At 70.8% G+C, this 17,209-nt stretch carries 14 protein-coding genes; 7 read left to right on the forward strand and 7 right to left on the reverse strand.

The annotated features are described in order from the left end of the window. Nucleotides 1-1,143: an LLM class flavin-dependent oxidoreductase gene (locus tag ACQHII_RS06160; RefSeq protein ID WP_427918268.1), complete on the forward strand. Its 1,143-nt coding sequence runs from the start codon at nt 1-3 to the stop codon at nt 1,141-1,143. A 42-nt stretch (nt 1,144-1,185) separates the two neighbouring features. Next, nucleotides 1,186-2,262, forward strand: a complete 1,077-nt coding sequence (locus ACQHII_RS06165) for an NAD(P)-binding domain-containing protein (protein WP_427918269.1) — start codon at nt 1,186-1,188, stop codon at nt 2,260-2,262. 294 nt (nt 2,263-2,556) lie between these two features. Here the strand turns inward: ACQHII_RS06165 and mltG are convergent, their stop codons facing one another. Then, a complete protein-coding gene (gene mltG / locus ACQHII_RS06170; protein ID WP_427918270.1) occupies nt 2,557-3,402 on the reverse strand; it encodes an endolytic transglycosylase MltG in 846 nt (281 codons plus the stop codon). 43 nt (nt 3,403-3,445) lie between these two features. After that, nucleotides 3,446-5,248, reverse strand: a complete 1,803-nt coding sequence (locus ACQHII_RS06175) for an ABC transporter ATP-binding protein (RefSeq protein ID WP_427918271.1) — start codon at nt 5,246-5,248, stop codon at nt 3,446-3,448. 130 nt (nt 5,249-5,378) lie between these two features. Here ACQHII_RS06175 and ACQHII_RS06180 point away from each other — a divergent pair, with 130 nt between their 5' ends. Then, nucleotides 5,379-5,846: a MarR family winged helix-turn-helix transcriptional regulator gene (locus ACQHII_RS06180; protein WP_427918272.1), complete on the forward strand. Its 468-nt coding sequence runs from the start codon at nt 5,379-5,381 to the stop codon at nt 5,844-5,846. Nucleotides 5,847-5,931: 85 nt separating this feature from the next. On the opposite strand, the gene ACQHII_RS06185 is transcribed toward ACQHII_RS06180, so the two are convergent. Next, nucleotides 5,932-6,570 carry an HD domain-containing protein gene (locus tag ACQHII_RS06185; protein WP_427918273.1) on the reverse strand — a complete coding sequence of 213 codons (639 nt, stop codon included), beginning with the start codon at nt 6,568-6,570 and terminating at the stop codon, nt 5,932-5,934. Nucleotides 6,571-6,666: 96 nt separating this feature from the next. Between ACQHII_RS06185 and ACQHII_RS06190 the strand changes: the two genes are divergently transcribed. After that, nucleotides 6,667-7,647, forward strand: coding sequence for a GlxA family transcriptional regulator (locus ACQHII_RS06190; protein ID WP_427918274.1), 981 nt, complete (start codon nt 6,667-6,669; stop codon nt 7,645-7,647). 10 nt (nt 7,648-7,657) lie between these two features. Here the strand turns inward: ACQHII_RS06190 and ACQHII_RS06195 are convergent, their stop codons facing one another. Continuing rightward, nucleotides 7,658-8,317: a TetR/AcrR family transcriptional regulator gene (locus ACQHII_RS06195; RefSeq protein ID WP_427918275.1), complete on the reverse strand. Its 660-nt coding sequence runs from the start codon at nt 8,315-8,317 to the stop codon at nt 7,658-7,660. 59 nt (nt 8,318-8,376) lie between these two features. Between ACQHII_RS06195 and ACQHII_RS06200 the strand changes: the two genes are divergently transcribed. Further along, the gene (locus ACQHII_RS06200; RefSeq protein ID WP_427918276.1) at nt 8,377-9,237 is read left to right on the forward strand and encodes an SDR family NAD(P)-dependent oxidoreductase; all 861 of its coding nucleotides are present in this window, start codon (nt 8,377-8,379) and stop codon (nt 9,235-9,237) included. A 64-nt stretch (nt 9,238-9,301) separates the two neighbouring features. Here the strand turns inward: ACQHII_RS06200 and ACQHII_RS06205 are convergent, their stop codons facing one another. The 3 genes from ACQHII_RS06205 to ACQHII_RS06215 form a co-directional block, all read right to left on the reverse strand. Next, entirely contained in the window at nt 9,302-10,708 is a 1,407-nt protein-coding gene (locus ACQHII_RS06205) for a cation:dicarboxylate symporter family transporter (protein ID WP_427918277.1), read from the reverse strand. Nucleotides 10,709-10,883: 175 nt separating this feature from the next. Then, complete coding sequence (locus ACQHII_RS06210) at nt 10,884-12,503, reverse strand: peptide-N4-asparagine amidase (protein WP_427918278.1); 1,620 nt, start codon at nt 12,501-12,503, stop codon at nt 10,884-10,886. A 10-nt stretch (nt 12,504-12,513) separates the two neighbouring features. Then, nucleotides 12,514-13,242 (reverse strand): L,D-transpeptidase family protein, encoded by a 729-nt coding sequence (locus ACQHII_RS06215; RefSeq protein WP_427925240.1) that lies wholly within the window; start codon nt 13,240-13,242, stop codon nt 12,514-12,516. Between the two features lie 222 nt (nt 13,243-13,464). Between ACQHII_RS06215 and ACQHII_RS06220 the strand changes: the two genes are divergently transcribed. Then, nucleotides 13,465-15,336, forward strand: coding sequence for an ABC transporter ATP-binding protein (locus tag ACQHII_RS06220; protein WP_427918279.1), 1,872 nt, complete (start codon nt 13,465-13,467; stop codon nt 15,334-15,336). Then, nucleotides 15,333-17,114 (forward strand): ABC transporter ATP-binding protein, encoded by a 1,782-nt coding sequence (locus tag ACQHII_RS06225; RefSeq protein WP_427918280.1) that lies wholly within the window; start codon nt 15,333-15,335, stop codon nt 17,112-17,114. The genes ACQHII_RS06220 and ACQHII_RS06225 overlap by 4 nt, the downstream gene beginning before the upstream one ends. The last annotated feature ends 95 nt before the right edge of the window (nt 17,115-17,209 follow it).

Consider the following 17,209-nt stretch of genomic DNA (forward strand, 5'->3'; position numbering starts at 1 on the left):
ATGACCGTCCGTCTCCACTGGTTCCTGCCGACCGGCGGCGACGGCCGCACCCTCATCGACCGGCATGCCTACGGCCCCAACCGCACGGGGTCGGTGCGCGGGGTGCGTCCGCCGGACATCGAGTACCTGGCCCAAATCGCCAAGGCCGCCGAGCAGTTGGGCTTCGAGGCGGTGCTCACGCCGACCGGCACCTGGTGCGAGGACGCCTGGCTGACCACCGTGGCACTCGCGCAGCACACCGAGCGGCTGAAGTTCCTGGTGGCGTTCCGGCCGGGGGTGATCTCGCCGACGCTGGCCGCGCAGATGGCGGCGACCTATCAACGCCTCACGCGCGGGCGGCTGTTGCTCAACGTCGTCACCGGTGGCGACTCCGCCGAGCAGCGGCGGTTCGGCGACCATCTCGACCACGACCGGCGCTATGCCCGTACGGACGAGTTCCTGTCGGTCGTACGAGGCGTGTGGCGGGGAGAGCCGTTCGACTTCGACGGTGTCCACTACCAGGTCGAGGGCGGGCTCACCGCGCTGCCGCCCGATCCGGTGCCGCAGGTGTTCTTCGGTGGTTCGTCGGCGGCGGCCGGTCCGGTCGCCGCCCGGCATGCGGACGTGTATCTCACCTGGGGAGAACGGCCCGCGCAGGTCAAGGAGAAGATCGACTGGATTCGCGGGCTCGCCGAGCGGGAGGGGCGAGACGTGCGGTTCGGGGTGCGGCTGCACACCATCTCGCGTGACTCCTCCGCCGAGGCGTGGGCCACCGCGAACCGGCTGCTCGACGACCTCGACGCGGACACGATCGCGGCGGCGCAGACGGCGCTCGGGCGCAGTGAGTCGGTGGGCCAGCAGCGGATGCTGGCGCTGCACGGCGGTTCGCGGGCCGATCTGGAGATCCACCCGAACCTGTGGGCGGGGGTCGGTCTGGTCCGGGGCGGCGCGGGCACCGCGCTCGTGGGCAGTCACGCCGAGGTCGCCGATCTGATCGAGGAGTACCACTCGCTCGGCGTCGAGCACTTCGTGCTCTCCGGGTATCCGCATCTGAAGGAGGCGTACTGGTTCGGCGAGGGCGTGATTCCCGAGCTGGCGGCGCGCGGGCTGGTCGATGGCGCGGCGCGGGCGGGTGTGCCGTTCCTGGTGGGCAGCGGGCGCTGAGCACGCGGGAAGATCCACGGCTGCGGTGCTGTTCGTAGAAGCGTGAACAACACTCGAGAGGTCGACGTGGTCGTCATAGGCGCCGGGCAGGCAGGACTGGCCGGCGCCTATCACCTGCGGCGCACCGGTTTCGAGCCGGAGCGCGACTTCGTGGTGCTGGACCACGCGCCCGCGCCGGGCGGCGCCTGGCAGTTCCGGTGGCCGTCGCTGACGTACGGCAAGGTGCACGGGATGCACGCACTGCCGGGCATGGAACTCACCGACTCCGATCCGGCCCGCCCGTCCGCCGAGGTGATCGCCGAGTACTTCGCCGCCTACGAGCGGGCCTTCGACCTGCGGGTACGGCGGCCGGTGGATGTGAAGGCGGTGAGGGAGGGCGAGGGCGGGCGGCTGCTCGTCGAGACCTCCGACGGGGCCTGGTCGACGCGGGCGCTGATCAATGCGACCGGTACCTGGGACCGGCCGTTCTGGCCGCGTTATCCGGGCCAGGAGACCTTCCGGGGGCGGCAGTTGCACACCGCTCAGTACCCGGGGCCCGAGGAGTTCGCCGGGCTGCGGGTGGTCGTGGTGGGCGGCGGCGCCTCCGGTACGCAGCATCTGATGGAGCTGGCGCCGTACGCGGCGGCGACTACGTGGGTGACCCGGCGTCCGCCGGTTTTCCGTGAGGGTCCGTTCACCGAGGACGTGGGGCGGGCCGCCGTCGCGCTGGTGGAGGAGCGGGTGCGGCAGGGGCTGCCGCCGAGGAGCGTGGTCTCCGTGACCGGGCTGCCGCTGAACGACGCGATCCGGCAGGGCATCGCGGACGGAGTCCTGGACCGGCAGCCGATGTTCGACCGGATCACCCCCGACGGCGTGGCCTGGGACGACGGCCGGCATGTGGACGCCGATGTCATCCTGTGGGCGACCGGCTTCCGGGCCGCGATCGACCACCTGGCGCCTCTGAAGCTGCGCGGCCCGGGCGGCGGCATCCGCCTCGACGGTACCCGGGTGGCCGCGGATCCCCGCATCCATCTCGTCGGCTACGGGCCCTCCGCGAGCACCATCGGCGCCAACCGGGCTGGGCGCGCGGCCGTACGGGACATCAGACGGCTGCTGGCCGGGGAGCCGGCCGCGGTCTGAGGTTGTTGGGACGGGGGCGCTTCGTGGGCGTGGCCGAGGCGTCGAGGGCGCGCATTCCCTCGCCGGTCCCCGCCTCCGGCTCGTCGACCACGGGCCGCCCGCGAGCAGCGTCTACGACGCGGACCGCGCGGCCATGGGCGGCATCAGGCAACTCCGCGCCGGAGAAGCAGCAACCGCGGAACACCGATCCGCCCGTCGCGAAGACCGTCCGCGTACGCCTCCGCACGGCCCGGCGGGACATCAGACGGCTGCCGGCCGGGAAGCCGGTCGCCGTCTGACGCTGTCCCGGGCGGGTCACTTCGTCGGCTGTGAACTGCCGCTCTTCTGGGCCGCGTTGAACTCAGCGACGTTGCGCTGGTGTTCCTCGTAGGTGGCCGCGAAGCGGGTGTCGCCGGGCTTGACCGTGACGAAGTAGAGCCAGTCGCCGGGGGGCGGGTTGATCGCGGCGCGCATCGCGTCCTCGCCCGGGTTGTCGATGGGGGTGGGCGGAAGGCCCATGCGCTGGTAGGAGTTGTAGGGGCTGTCGACCCGGGTGTCGCTCGTGGTCGTCCTCAACGTGGTGCGGTTGAGGGCGTAGTTGACGGTCGAGTCCATCTGGAGGGGCATTCCGCGTTCGAGGCGGTTGAAGATGACCCGAGCCACCTTCCCCATGTCGGCCTTGGAGGCTGCCTCCGCCTGGACGATGCTCGCGATGGTGACCGCCTGGTAGACGTTCATCGCGTTGCGCTGGGCGCCGGCGGCGACCGGGGCGCCATTGAACTTCCGGTTCGCGATGTTGACCATGAACGAGAGCAGCGACTCCGGCGTGGCCTTCCCCTTCAGCGGATAGGTCGCCGGGAAGAGGTAGCCCTCGGGGTTGCCCTCCGCGTCGGTCGGCAGCTTGAGGCCGGCTTTCGGGATGGACTTCTTGGTGGTGCCGGCCGGGAGTGCGAGGGCCTTGTCGACGGCGTCGTAGATCTGGCCCGAGCGCCAGCCCTCCGGGATGACCAGTGAGGTGGGGCGCGCGTCCCCTTCGTCCTCCAGGCCGAGCAGCGGCACCGCCACGGCGGTGCCGGCCACGACGGCCCCGGTCGCGATGAGGGCGACCCGGCCCCGGCGGGTCAGTCGAATCGTGCTCCGTGGCGGAGTGTTCATCTGCATGCGGGCACGGTAACCCGCATATCGTCACAATCCCGGCATATCTTCAGCTTGTCGGTTCCAGTTGGGCGTCCCGGCGTACGAGGGCCGCGTACCGCCCGTCCAGTTCGAGCAGTTCTTCGTGCGTGCCCCGTTCCGCCACGTGCCCGGAGTCGAGGACCACGATCTGGTCGGCGCTGCGGATGGTGGACAGGCGGTGGGCGATGGTGAGCGTGGTGCGGTTGGCCGACAGGGCGTCGATGGCGTCCTGGACGGCGGCCTCGGTGCGGTTGTCGAGGGCGCTGGTCGCCTCGTCGAGGATGAGGACCGGCGGGTCGCGCAGGATCGTGCGCGCGATGGCCAGCCGCTGCTTCTCACCGCCGGAGAACCGGTGGCCGCGCTCACCGACGACCGTGTCGTACCCGTCGGGCAGGCCCGCGATGTGCTCGTGGATCTGCGCCGCGCGCGCCGCCGCGTACAGCTCCTCGTCGGTGGCGTCGGGCTTCGCGAAGCGGAGGTTGTCGGCGACCGTGGCGTGGAAGAGGTACGTCTCCTGGGAGACGACGCCGACGGCACGCGCGAGCGTGTCGAAGTCCAGGTCACGGACGTCGACCCCGTCGAGGGTGACCCGGCCGCCCGTCACGTCGTAGAGCCGGGGCGCGAGATAGCCGAGGGTCGACTTTCCGGCGCCGGTCGGTCCGACGATCGCGAGGCTGTTGCCGGCCGGGACGGTGATGTCGATGCCGTCGAGGATCGCGCCGCTCTTGTCGTCGTAGTGGAACTCGACCTGCTGGAAGGCGACTTCGCCCTTGATGCTGTCCAGGTGGACCGGGTTCTCGCGCTCGGTGATGTCGATCGGGAGGTCGAGGTACTCGAAGATGCGCGCGAAGAGCGCCAGCGAGGTCTGGATCTGGACGCCGGTCGACAGCAGGCTGACGGCCGGGCGGAACAGGCCCTGCTGGAGCGAGACGAAGGCGACGATGGTGCCGATGGAGACGTCCGGGCCGCCCATCTGGAGGGCGATTCCGGCGGTCCAGTAGATGACGGCGGGCATCGCGGCCATGACGATCGAGATGACGGCCATGCGCCAGCGCCCCGCCATGTTCGACCTGACCTCCAGGTCGACCAGGCCCTCGGACTCCTCCGAGAAGGACTGGGTGAGCGAGTCGGAGCGGCCCATGGTGCGGCCGAGCAGGATGCCGCTGACGGACAGCGACTCGGTGACCGTGGCGGCCATCGCGGCCATCTGCTTCTGGCGCTGGGTGGCGATCTTCTTGCGTTCGTTGCCGACCCGGCGGCTGATCCACACGAAGACCGGGAGCAGCAGCAGCGAGACGACGGTGAGCCGCCAGTCCAGGGCGATCATCGCGATGATCGTGGCGACCACACTGGTCAGGTTCGACACCAGGGAGGTGGCCGTGGAGGTGACGGTGGCCTGCATGCCGCCGATGTCGTTGGCTATCCGGGACTGGACCTCGCCGGTGCGGGTCCGGGTGAAGAAGGCGAGCGACATGCGCTGGAGCCGGCCGTAGACCGCCGTGCGCAGGTCGTGCATGACGCGCTGGCCGACCGTCGTGGAGATGAGGGTCTGGAGGACGCCGAAGATGCTGGTCAGGACGGCGCTCAGGATCATGCCGAGCGCGAGCAGGCTCAGCAGTCCGGTGCGGCCCTGCGGGATGGCGACGTCGAGTGTCTCCTTCAGCAGGAACGGGGTCGCCACGGTGACCAGGGACGCGGCGCCGACCAGGAGGCCGACGACCGTGAGCCGGGCGCGGTAGGGCTTGAAGAGCCGGAGGATGCGGCGCACCTGCCGAGGCTGGTCGGTCGAGGTGCCGGGGGACGGTGTCCAGTTGATGTCGTCGCGGGGCATGGTCTCCTACGGATGATGAGGCGATCAGGACTGGTCGGGCGCTCACGGCTCGTGGAGCGATGAGACCTCGTGGAGCATAGCTCATTGTTACCTATACTCACAATGAACCAGGTCCTGATATTGTTCCCGCATGACCACCCCCGATTCCGACGGCCTCCTCGCGGAGCAGCTGCTGCGGCTCACCCGCCGGGTGCACCGCATCCAGAAGCGCCATCTGGAGCAGCGCGACCTCGGCATCACCCCGGCCCAGTCCCGGCTGCTGCGCACCCTCGCGCACTTCGGCTCGCCGCCCCGCATGGCCGACCTCGCCGAGCGCCTGGAGGTGGTGCCGCGCGCCGTGACGACGCTGGTCGACGGCCTGGAGGCGAGCGGCAAGGTACGGCGGGTGCCCGACCTGTCCAACCGGCGGGTCATCCGGATCGAGATCACCGACGACGGCCGCAAGGCGCTCAGCGAGCTGCGCAGCGCCCGGCGGGGTGCCGCGGACGAGATCCTCGCGCCGCTCACGGACGTGGAGCGCGAGGTGCTGCGGACCTTGCTGGACACGCTGGTGGACGGAGCGCCCGGCGCCCATGAGGAGCACGGGCGGTCCTGCTGACGATCGGCGGTCGCCACGGCCGGCGGTCGCCACGGCCGGCGGTCGCCACGGCCGACGGTCACTACGGCCGGCGGTCGCCACGGCGTTACTCCGGCCAGTCCGAGTCCTTGATCTTCTCGACGAAGTCGCCGCGCACGAAGCCCGGGACAAAGTGGGCCAGGACATCCGCCTTGATGTTGCCGAAGGTGGTCTCGGGGCGGTCCTTGATGCCCTCGGTGAAGGCGGCGAGGATCCCGTTCTTGAAGTCCGGCCGGGGATGCGCCGCCACGACCGCCGCGCGCTGCTCGTCGGAGACGGCGTCGTAGCCGATGCCGACGACATCCAGCGACACACCCCGGTTGACCAGAGCGATCTCGGCCGACATGTGCAGTGGGATCTCCTGGGTGGTGTGCAGGGCGATGCTCGTCCAGACCCGGTCGGCCGGCTCTCCGGTGATGCCGTGCGCGTGCAGGAACCGGCGGGCCTCGTCGGCGCCGTCGATCTCGAAGCGCTGGTCGGTCCGGCGGAACTTCTCGGTGAGCCCGAGGTCGTGGAACATCGCGGCCACGTAGAGCAGTTCGGGGTCGTAGCCGAGCCCCTGCTCCCGCCCGCGCAGGGCGCCCCACAGGAACACCCGCCGGGAGTGGTCGAACAGCAGCGGTGACGCGGCCTCGCGCACCAGTTCGGTCGCCTCCCGCGCCAGAGCGGTGTCCGGGATCTCCACGCCTGCGATCACTTCACTCATCGTTCTTCCCTCTCCTCGGTGGCCCGTGCCTCCAGGATCTTCGGCGGCGTACGCTGGAGCCATGTCCTCAGAGCCACGAAAACCACGGATTCGGACATGACGGCGGTCTCGCCCCCTCTGGTCGGCTTCGTCGTCTTCGACGGTGTGACCATGCTCGACGTCAGCGGCCCGGCCGAGGTGCTGCACCAGTCGGGCAAACTCGGCCATCCCTACGAGCTGGTGCTGGTCTCTCCGCACGGCGGCCCGGTCACCACCGCCAACGGACTGGCCCTGACCGGCACGGTGACCGCGGCCGACGCCGGGCCGGTCGACACCGTGGTGGTCGCAGGGGGCGACCTGCTGGCCCGACATCCCGCCGAGGAAGGGCTGTTGAGTACGACCCGCGCCCTCACCGACCGTGCGGCACGGGTCGCGTCCGTCTGCACCGGTGCTTTCGTCCTCGCCGAACTCGGCCTGCTCGACGGCCGTTCGGCCACGACCCACTGGCGGCAGGCCGGGACGCTGGCCCGCCGTTACCCCCGGGTGCGCGTCGAGCCGGACGCCATCCATGTCCGCGACGGCCGCTTCGTCACCTCGGCGGGCATCAGCGCCGGGATAGACCTGGCGCTCGCTCTCGTGGAGGACGACCACGGAGCGGCCGTGGCCCGCGACGTCGCACGCGAGCTGGTCGTCTTCATGCAACGCCCGGGCGGGCAGTCGCAGTTCTCGGCGGCGACCACCACCCCGCCACCGCGCACCGATCCCCTGCGGTCACTGATCGCGTCCGTGCTGGCCGACCCCGCCGGCGACCACAGCCTGCCCGCCATGGCGGCGACCGCGGCCGTCAGCACCCGGCACCTGACCCGGCTCTTCCGCACCGAACTCGGGACCACACCCGCCCGTTGGGTGGAACGGGTCCGTCTCGACCGCGCCCAGCACCTGCTCCTCGAAGGCCACAGCGTCACTTCCGCGGCACATCACAGCGGGCTCGGCACCGACGAGACCCTCCGCCGTGCCTTCGCCCGTCATCTGGACACCACACCGACGCACTACCGCAGCCGTTTCGCGAGTACGCGCGGTCGTACGCCCACACCGTGAGCCCCCGGCCTCACGTCGCGGTCGACCGCATCCCTTCCAGCAACGCGCCCAGGATGCGGGCGAGTTGGGGTTCGACATCGACCACGGCGTGCGCCAACTCGGGGCGGGCCTCGTAGAGCGCGCGGAGGCCGGTGCCGGGGGCCGCCATCTGCCACAGCGCCCCGGCCATGCTCGTGGCCGTGGAGATCACGTCGACGGCGGCACGCTCGGTGATCTCGAACAGTCGGCACAACTCGCCGGCCACCGCTGCGACTTCACCGAGTACGACCGTCTTGAACTCGTACACGGCCTCCATGGAGACATTGCGTTCCAGGTTCAACGGGGCCTGAGCCAGCAGGTCGCAGAAGAGCGGCCGCGCGACGAGCGACTGGGCGAGGACGGCCGCGACCGCGCGGGGATCCCCTTCGGTGAACTCGCCGAGCCGCGCGCGGAGCGCTCCCGACCAGTCCTCCCAGCCCTCGGCGGTCAGCGCCAGGAAGATCTGCTCCCGCGTCTCGAAGTACCGCAGCATCGCGGACTTGTGCATGCCCACGGCCGCCGCGATGTCGGTGAGCGTGACCTCGCGCACGCTGCGGTCGGCGCCGAGCGCCCGGGCGGCGTCGAGGATCGCCCGCTCGCGCTGCTGCTTGGCCGCGGCGCTGCGGGCGCGTTGCGGGCTGGGCGTGGTCATGAGGCAGAGCATAGCGCAACACGGTTGCACTAATAACGAAACAGTGTTTTGCTAGAGCCATGACGCAGACATGGTTCATCACCGGTTCCTCCCGCGGCTTCGGCCGCAACCTCGCCGTCGCCGCCCTGGAGGCCGGCGACCGGGTCGTCGCCACGGCACGCAGGCCGGAGCAGTTGGACGACCTCGTGAAGGAGTACGGCGACCGCGTCCTGCCCGTCGCGCTCGACGTCACCGACCGAGCGGCGGCAACAGCGGCCCTACAGGCGGGAGTCGACCACTTCGGCCGCATCGACGTGGTCGTGAACAACGCCGGATACGCCAACCTCTCCGCGGTCGAGACGACCCCGGAGGACGACTTCCGCCGCCAGTTCGACACGAACTTCTGGGGGGTCTACAACGTCTCGACGGCGGCGCTCCCGATCCTCAAGGCACAGCGCGCGGGCACGGTCGTGCAGTTCTCGTCCATCGGCGGCCGGGTCGGCGGCACGCCCGGGCTCGGGTCGTACCAGGCGGCGAAGTTCGCGGTCGACGGCTTCACCCGCGTGCTCGCGGCCGAGACCGCGCCGTTCGGCATCAGGTACCTCGTCGTGGAACCGGGCGGCTTCGCGACGGACTGGTCCGGTTCGTCGATGCAGGTCCCGGAAGTGCCGCCGGAGTACGACGAGACCGTCGGCGCGCGTGTCCGCCTCTTCGACAGTCCGGTGGTCACCGCGGGCGACCCGAAGCGCGCCGGGGAGATCCTGGTCCGGGTCGTCAAGCAGCCGACCCTGCCCTCCCACCTCGTCCTGGGCGCTTTCGCCGTGGAGCTTGCGCAGAGCTACTCGCGCGACCAGATCGCACAGGCGGCGGCCTGGGAGCGGGTGAGCCAGTCCGCCGACTTCGACCAGCCCTACCCCGCGGACCTCGTCGACCACGCGTAGAAGAACGGGCCGCGCCCCCCCACCACCTGGGTGGATCGGGAGCCGCGACCCGTCACGACAGGGCTCAACCGGCCTCGGAGGCCGACTCCTTGACAAGCTGCGCGGGGACCTCCGCGCCCGCTTCCGCCTCGTTCGCCACGACACCGTCCTCCACGCCATCGTCTTCCGCTTCTACGACCGTGATCTCGCCGTCGAGGACCTTCTTCGCCCGCTCGATGTCCAGCGCGCCCTCCCAGCGGGAGACCGCGAAGACGGCGACGCAGTTGCCCAGGAGGTTGGTGACGACGCGCATCGAGTCCATGATGCGGTCCACGCCGAGGAGCAGGGCGACCGCGCCGGCCGGGATCGCGCCCAGCGAGGAGGCCGTCGCGGACAGGGCGAGGAAGGCCGAACCGGGGATGCCGGCCATGCCCTTGCTGGTGAGCATGAGCACCAGGATCACGGTGATCTGCTGGCCGAGACTGAGGTCGACGCCGACGGCCTGGGCGATGAACAGCGTGCCGATCGACAGGTAGAGGGAGGCGCCGTCGAGGTTGAAGGAGTAGCCGGTGGGCAGCACCAGGCCCACCGCGTCGTCACGGGCGCCGGCCTTGCGCAGCTTCTGCATCACGCGCGGCATGACGGACTCGGTGGACGCGGTGCCGAGGGCGAGGAGCATCTCCTCACGGATGTAGCGGAGGAACTTCCAGAGGCTGAGCCCCGTGACCAGCCGTAGCGCGACGGCGAGCAGGGCGACGAAGAGTGCGGCGGCGACATAGCAGAGGACGATCAGCTTGGCGTAGGTCTTGATCACGCCGAGCCCGTACTGGCCGACGAGGACGGCCATCGCGCCGAACACGGCGAGCGGGGCCAGGCGCATCACGAAGCCGACGATGGCGAAGATGATCTCCTGGGCCTGCTCAATGGCGGGCAGTACCTGCGGCACCTTGGTGTGGCCGAGGTGGAGCAGCGCGGCGCCCACCAGGCAGGCCAGGATGAGGACTTGGAGCAGGGAGTTCTCGGCGAAGGCGCCGATGAAACTGGTGGGCAGCGCGTTCACGATGAACTCGGTCGTCGAGGGCAGCGCGGCACCGCCCGTCTTCGCGTCCACCGCCGAGGTGTTGAGGGTGGACGGGTCGACGTGCATCCCGGAACCGGGCTGGACGACGTTGGCGAGGACCAGGCCGATGATCAGCGCCGCGGTGGACGCGACCTCGAACCAGATCAGCGCCTTGAGGCCGATCCGGCCGAAGGCCTTCAGGTCACCGGCCTTGGCGATGCCTACGACGACCACACAGAACACGAGCGGCGAGATGATCGTCTTGATGAGCCGGGTGAATCCGTCGCCCAGGGGCTGGAAGTCCGTGGCCACGTCGGGCCACAGCTTTCCGACGAGGATTCCGAGGACGAGCGCGCAGGCGACCTGCGCGAAGAGAGAGGTACGCAATATGCGTGCGACGCGTCGCGGCAGGGACGGGACGGACGGCGGCACGGGCACTCCTTTAGGGGGGGACGGTCGTTCGCGGAAGCCGAATGGGGTGACTTCTGCGATACGGAAAGCGGCTTCCGTAAGGATCACTTTGAAGCCGTTGTTGATCGCCCCGAAAACCTCCGTGTGACAGCCGTGTAAATCACGAACCCGAGTGACGCGTCGCACGCATGAGGACTCAGCAGCCGCTGCGGTCCTCGGTCAGCACCCCCTGCGCGGTGGCCAGCGAACGGTCGTAGCAGCCGCCCGAGCCGTACAGCCGGTAGCGCTCGCTCGACGTCCCGACGGCATGCCGCTGATCACGCGGCACGCCGAGCGTGTATGTCGCGTCGCCGCTGTAGGTGTCGTCGAGCCGCGACCACCCGGTCCGCCGGCCGTCCCGCGTGTCGACGACCGCCGCCCGGTCGCCGAGCGTGAGTACGGTACGCAGCCGGTCGTCCGTCCCGATCGTCGTCGCGCCGTTCATCGTGTACGTCCGATGCGTGGCCGTCGTCCGAGCAGGTCCCCGTCCGTCGACGGTCACGGACTCGTCGTCCGTCCAGGTCGCGTCGAGCCCGTCCATGTTCTCGCCGTCGGTCCAGCGGTGCACGGAGGTGTTCGTGAGCTTCCGGTCGACGGTGGTCGTCACCCGCCCGTGCGAGGTGTCGACGTAACCGGCGACGGTCAGCCGATGACCCGCGTCGGTGTCCACGCGTTCCTCCGAACCGGGTGTGTACGTCGAGGAGTTGGAGACCTCGCCCGCCCGGTCGAGCGTGAGCTTTCCGGTGACGTGGGCACGGTGCGCGTCCTGCCAGACGAGCACGTTCACCGGCGCGCTCCAGCCGCTCTGCCCCTCGGGCACGCCCACGACAGAGACGTCGACGTGGTGCGGGCGGCCGTCGTTGAGCAGCCCGGCGAAGGGGGTGAGGTCGTATTCGATCGGCTTGACGTCGAAGGCGCGCGGGCCCGGGATGACGTACCAGAGGAAGGGGTCGGACCAGCCGCCGGTCCACACGTTCGGGAACGGCGCGGCGATTCCGGCGAGTTGGCCGTCGACCTTGATCTGCACCTCGCGGTAGGGACCCTTGTCGGCCTGGCAGGAGTACGGCGCCGAGTCAGGGACCGCGAGATACCAGAACTCCTCGCAGCCGCCGCCCGATCCGGTGGCGTACACCTCGGCGACGATGCGTTCGCTGTTGCGCGGGGTGGTCAGCGTCGAGTCCGTGCCGAGGGTGAGCACGCGGTCGGGGGTCTGCGCCGCCGCGGTTCTCCCCTCGTAGAAGGTCAGCGTGGCCTTGACGCCGATGACTCCGGTGTAGGTGTCGTCGACGACGTTGCCGATGAGCATCTCGACGTTCTGCGTGTCGCGGAAGGTGGCGCTGTAGCGGGTGACGTCCTTCTCGACGGACCACGCGATGCCGTCGGGCGAGGGCTCCGGTGTCGAGGTGCGCAAAATCTCGACACCGCCGACGTGCAGATAGCCGAGCCGGTCGTACTGGCGGCCCTTGACCGTGCCGTCGAGGCGGAGCACGACCTTGCTCCAGTGGTCGCCGCAGCCCTTGGGGGGCGTATACGTCCCCTGGTAGGGGGTGAAGTCGCGGAACTCGGTGTCGGCGAGCGTGACCTGGCAGGACTTGGTGGCGGGTTTGGCGATCGGCGGGGCCGCGGTCAGGGGGTCGTGCCAGTCGGTGCCGAACTCGGCCGGTACATCGGCCGGTTGGGCCTTCACAACGACTGCCTGGGCAGGGCTCACGCCTAGAAGGGCGCTCGCCAGGAGGGTCGCCCCGGCGAGCATGGACATGACTATCCGGCTTCTCATGGGCGGTGTTCTACCCCTTGAGGTCCGCCCTGTCCCCCATCAGCACCACGGGATGCCGCTCCGGGTCGAGCGTGCGCAGCAGGTACTCCATCGCCTCCTTGGGCAGGCTGACGCAGGCCGACGTACCGCTGCCGTGGTCCAGATGCAGCCAGATCCCGCCGCCCTTGTCCTCGCCCTCTGGCTGCTCCGCGTCGTCGGGCGGGGTGCCCGGGACACGGTTGTAGTCGATGGCGATGACGTAGTCGAAGTCGTGCCAGTGGGACTCGTCCCAGTCGCGCGGCGCCGCGTACCCCTCGTCCTGCGTGTACGGCAGCGCCGTGCCGGGGTCGTCGAGCACACCGGCAGCGGCGGTCAGGGTGAACACGCCGACGGGACTGCGTTCGTCCCCGAGGTGGTGGTCGAGGGTCCAGCCCTTCTTGCCGTTGTGCGCGGGCCAGCTGCGGGTCCGGTTCCAGGTGGAGCCGTGCTTCGTGAACAGGACGGCGGTGGAGGTCGGGGAGTCCTTGCCGTCGCCGTAGACCGCGAGGACCTGGCGGGTACCGGCGGGGATGTCGCGGTGGAGCCGGTCGCCGACGTCCGGGATGCGGGTCGGGGCCGGGGCGGCGACCGCCTTTCTCGGGTGGGTCGCCTGCGGTCCAGGTCTCCCCTCCCGGCCGCCGGTGTGTCGTGTCTCCGTGCTTCCGCACGCGGACAGGGTCGTCATCGTCAGGAGGGAACCGAGAGCCGCCATCGCGACCATCGCACGTCGTGTGCCGCCACTCTGCATCGGGCCATGCTCACATCGCGTTCGGCGACATTGCGTGAGGTCACGGACATCTCGCCACGGATGGGTGAACGCCGGTTCTGGCCCCCGGCGGCGAAAACCCCTTGCTTCCGACCACGCTGCGAGGCGAACCTTTCACGGTTTGTTGCCGCACTCCGCGGTTCCTTCCGCCGCCCCGACCAGAGCCACTGGGACGTCATGCAGATTCAAGACCTTCCGTATCCCGACCCGGGCGTGCCGGACGCTCGCTCGGGGCCCCGATTCCTGTGGTGGCTCGGCCGGAACCAGCTCGGCGGACAGTTCAAGTCGCTCGCCTGGGGACTGCTGCACTTCGTGTCCGTCTGCGCGCTGCCGTTCTGCGTGGGACTCGCCGTCCAGGCCGTGGTCGACCGCTCCGGCACCCGGCTCGCCCTGACCGGTGGGCTGATGGCGCTGTGCGGAGCGGGTATCGCCGTGGGCGACACCTTCCTGCACCGGGCCGCCGTCACCAACTGGATCACGGCCGCCGCCCGCGTCCAGCAACTGCTGGCCCGGCAGGCCGCCCATCTCGGCTCGGCGCTGACCCGGCGGGTCGCGGCCGGGGAGGTGGTGGCCGTGTCCACGGGGGACGTCGAGAAGATCGGCTGGTTCGTCGAGGCGCTGTCCCGATTCCTGGCCGCCGCGCTGACCGTCGTCGTCGTGTGCGTCGGCCTGTTCGTGTACCAGCCGGCCCTCGGTGCCGTCGTCGCCGTGGGCATGCCCGTGCTGGCGGTCTCCGTGCTGCCGCTGCTGCCCCGTGCGACCCGGCGCGCCGACATACAGCGCGAGAAGGCGGGACGCGCCACCGAGCTGGCCTCCGACACGGTCGCCGGACTGCGGGTGCTGCGCGGCATCGGCGGCGAGGAACTGTTCCTCGACCGCTACCGCCGCGCCTCCCAGGAGGTGCGCCACGCGGCCGTGCGCAGTGCCCGGATGTGGTCGCTGATCTCCGCGATCCAGGTGCTGCTGCCGGGCCTGCTGCTGATCGTCGTCGTCTGGCACGGTGTGCACCTGGCCCGCGAGGGCCGGATCACGGTGGGTGAACTGGTCACCGTCTACAGCGCGGTGATGGTCATGTCCTACCCGCTGCGGCACTTCGAGGAGATCGCCATGGCGTACTCCTTCTCCCGCCCCTCGGCCCGACGCGCCGCGCGCGTGCTGTCCCTGGAGCGGGTCACCGACACCGTGGGAACGCGCGCGGCCGAGGTGCCGGCCGGGGATCTGTACGACCCGGCCACCGGTCTGCTCGTGCCGTCCGGCCGGTTCACCGCCGTGGTGTGCGGCGACCCCGACGCGGCCGGGCGACTCGCGGAACGCCTCGGCGGACACCCCGCCGAGGCGGGCACCTCTGTGCTCCTGGACGGTGTGGCGCTCGACGAACTCCCCCTCGCCTCGGCCCGCACCGCCGTCCTCGTCCAGGACAAGGACCCGGTGCTGCTGTCCGGTTCGCTGCGCGAACTGCTGGATGTGCCCTCCTCGGGCGCGGTCGGCGCGCAGGAGGCCCTGGCCGCCGCGCAGTGCGACGACGTGCTGGTGGCGCTGGCGCAGGGTTCGCTCGACACCGACGACCCGATGGACGCCCGCATCACCGAACGCGGACGCTCCCTCTCCGGCGGCCAGCGCCAGCGGCTCGCCCTGGCCCGGTCGCTGATCACCGATCCCGAGGTGCTCGTCCTGGACGAGCCGACCTCCGCCGTCGACTCCCACACCGAGGCCCGGATCGCGGACGGCGTAAGGAAGTTGAGGACCGGCCGGACCACGGCGGTGTTCACCTCCTCGCCCTTGCTCCTGGACCACGCGGACCGTGTGGTCCTCGTGCACGAGGACGAGGTCGTGGCGGTCGGCACCCATCGCGACCTGCTCCGCAGCGAGCCGCGGTACCGGGCAGTGGTGACCCGCGAGACGGAGGAGGAGACGGCCCTGCACAACGCCGTCAACAATGAGGCCGCTCTGCAGAACGCCGTCGACGACGAGGCCGCTCTGCGGAGCACCCTGGACGACCACGGCGTCGCGCTGCGCGGCGCGCTGGAAGAGATCGAGGAGAGCGCATGATCGGCGTGGTGCCCCCGGCGTACGACCCGGCGGCCCCGACCACGGCCAACACCCTGCCGGTCGGCGCCCCCGCGACCGTACGCGCCTACGTGTCCGAACTGTTCCACCGTCATCGCCGGGCCTTCCTTCTCCTGGTCACCGTGAACACGGTCGCCGTGGTCGCCTCGATGGTGGGCCCCTATCTGCTCGGCGACCTGGTCGAGCGGGTGTCGGACGGAGCGCGGGAACTTCATCTGGGCCTGACCATCGGGCTGTTCGGGACCGCGCTCGCCGTCCAGGCCGTGTTCATCCGGCAGGTACGGCTGCGGGGCGCGATGCTCGGCGAACGGATGCTGGCCGATCTGCGCGAGGACTTCCTCGTCCGGTCGGTCGGGCTGCCTCCGGGTGTCCTGGAACGGGCGGGCACCGGTGACCTCCTGTCCCGTATCACGACCGACATCGACCGGCTCGCCAACGCGATGCGCGAGGCCGTGCCGCAGCTGGCGATCGGCGTCGTGTGGGCGCTGCTGCTGCTCGGCGGCCTCGTCGTGACCGTGCCGGCGCTCGCACCCGCCGTGCTGATCGCGGTGCCGCTGCTGGTGGTCGGCTGCCGCTGGTACTACAGGCGCGCGCCCGCCGGCTACCGCTCCGAGGCCGCCGGGTACGCCGCCGTGGCCGCCGCCCTCGCCGAGACCGTGGACGCGGGACACACCGTCGAGGCGCACCGCCTCGGCGACCGGCGCATCGCCCTCTCGGAGCGCCGCGTCAAAGAGTGGACCGCCTGGGAGAACTACACGCTCTGGCTGCGGTCGGTGCTCTTCCCGGTCATCAACATCACCCATGTCACGGTGCTCTGCTCGGTCCTGATGCTCGGCGGTGTGTTCGTCCTCAACGGCTGGATCGGAGTGGGCGAACTGACGACGGGCGCCCTGCTCGCGCAGATGCTCGTCGACCCGGTGAACCTGATCCTGCGCTGGTACGACGAGCTCCAGGTCGCCCAGGTCTCGCTGGCCCGGCTGGTCGGCGTCCGGGACATCGAGCCGGATGCCGGGGACACCGGGCTGTCCCCCGAGGGCCGGGACGTCCACGCGGACCGGGTGCACTTCGGCTACCGCGAGGGCGTGGACGTGCTGCGCGAGGTGTCCCTGGAGGTCGCACCCGGCACCCGGCTGGCCCTGGTCGGCCCGTCCGGCGCGGGCAAGTCCACCCTGGGCAGGCTCCTCGCCGGCATCTACGCGCCCCGGGACGGCCGGATCACCCTCGGCGGCGCCGAACTCTCCCGGATGACCGCCGAGAACGTCCGCTCCCATGTGGCCCTCGTCAACCAGGAGCACCACGTCTTCGTGGGTTCCCTGCGTGACAACCTCCTGCTCGCCCGGACCGATGCGGCGGACGCGGAGCTGTGGGCGGCGCTGGGCGCGGTCGATGCGGACGGCTGGGCGCGGGCGCTGGACGAGGGCCTCGACACCGAGGTGGGCTCGGGCGGGCTGGCGCTCACCCCGGCCCAGGCCCAGCAGATCGCGCTGGCCCGGCTGGTGCTGGCCGATCCGCACACGCTGGTCCTGGACGAGGCGACCTCGCTCCTCGACCCGCGTGCGGCCCGCCATCTGGAACGGTCCCTGGCCCGTGTCCTCGACGGCCGCACGGTCGTCGCGATCGCCCACCGGCTGCACACCGCCCACGACGCGGACGTCATCGCCGTGGTGGAGAACGGCCGTATCAGCGAGTTGGGCAGTCATGACGAGTTGGTGGCGGCGGAGGGGGCGTACGCGGCGCTGTGGCGGTCGTGGCACGGGTAGCTCCGCCGGTGGAACGGTGGACCGGTCAGCGGGTCGGCGGTTTACCTGCGGGCCAGTGGGGGCTGGTCCTCGGTTCGGTCGTTTACCCGCGGGCC

The organism is Streptomyces sp. cg40, assembly GCF_050320165.1.
In the GTDB taxonomy this organism is placed as follows: Bacteria; Actinomycetota; Actinomycetes; order Streptomycetales; family Streptomycetaceae; genus Streptomyces; species Streptomyces hokutonensis.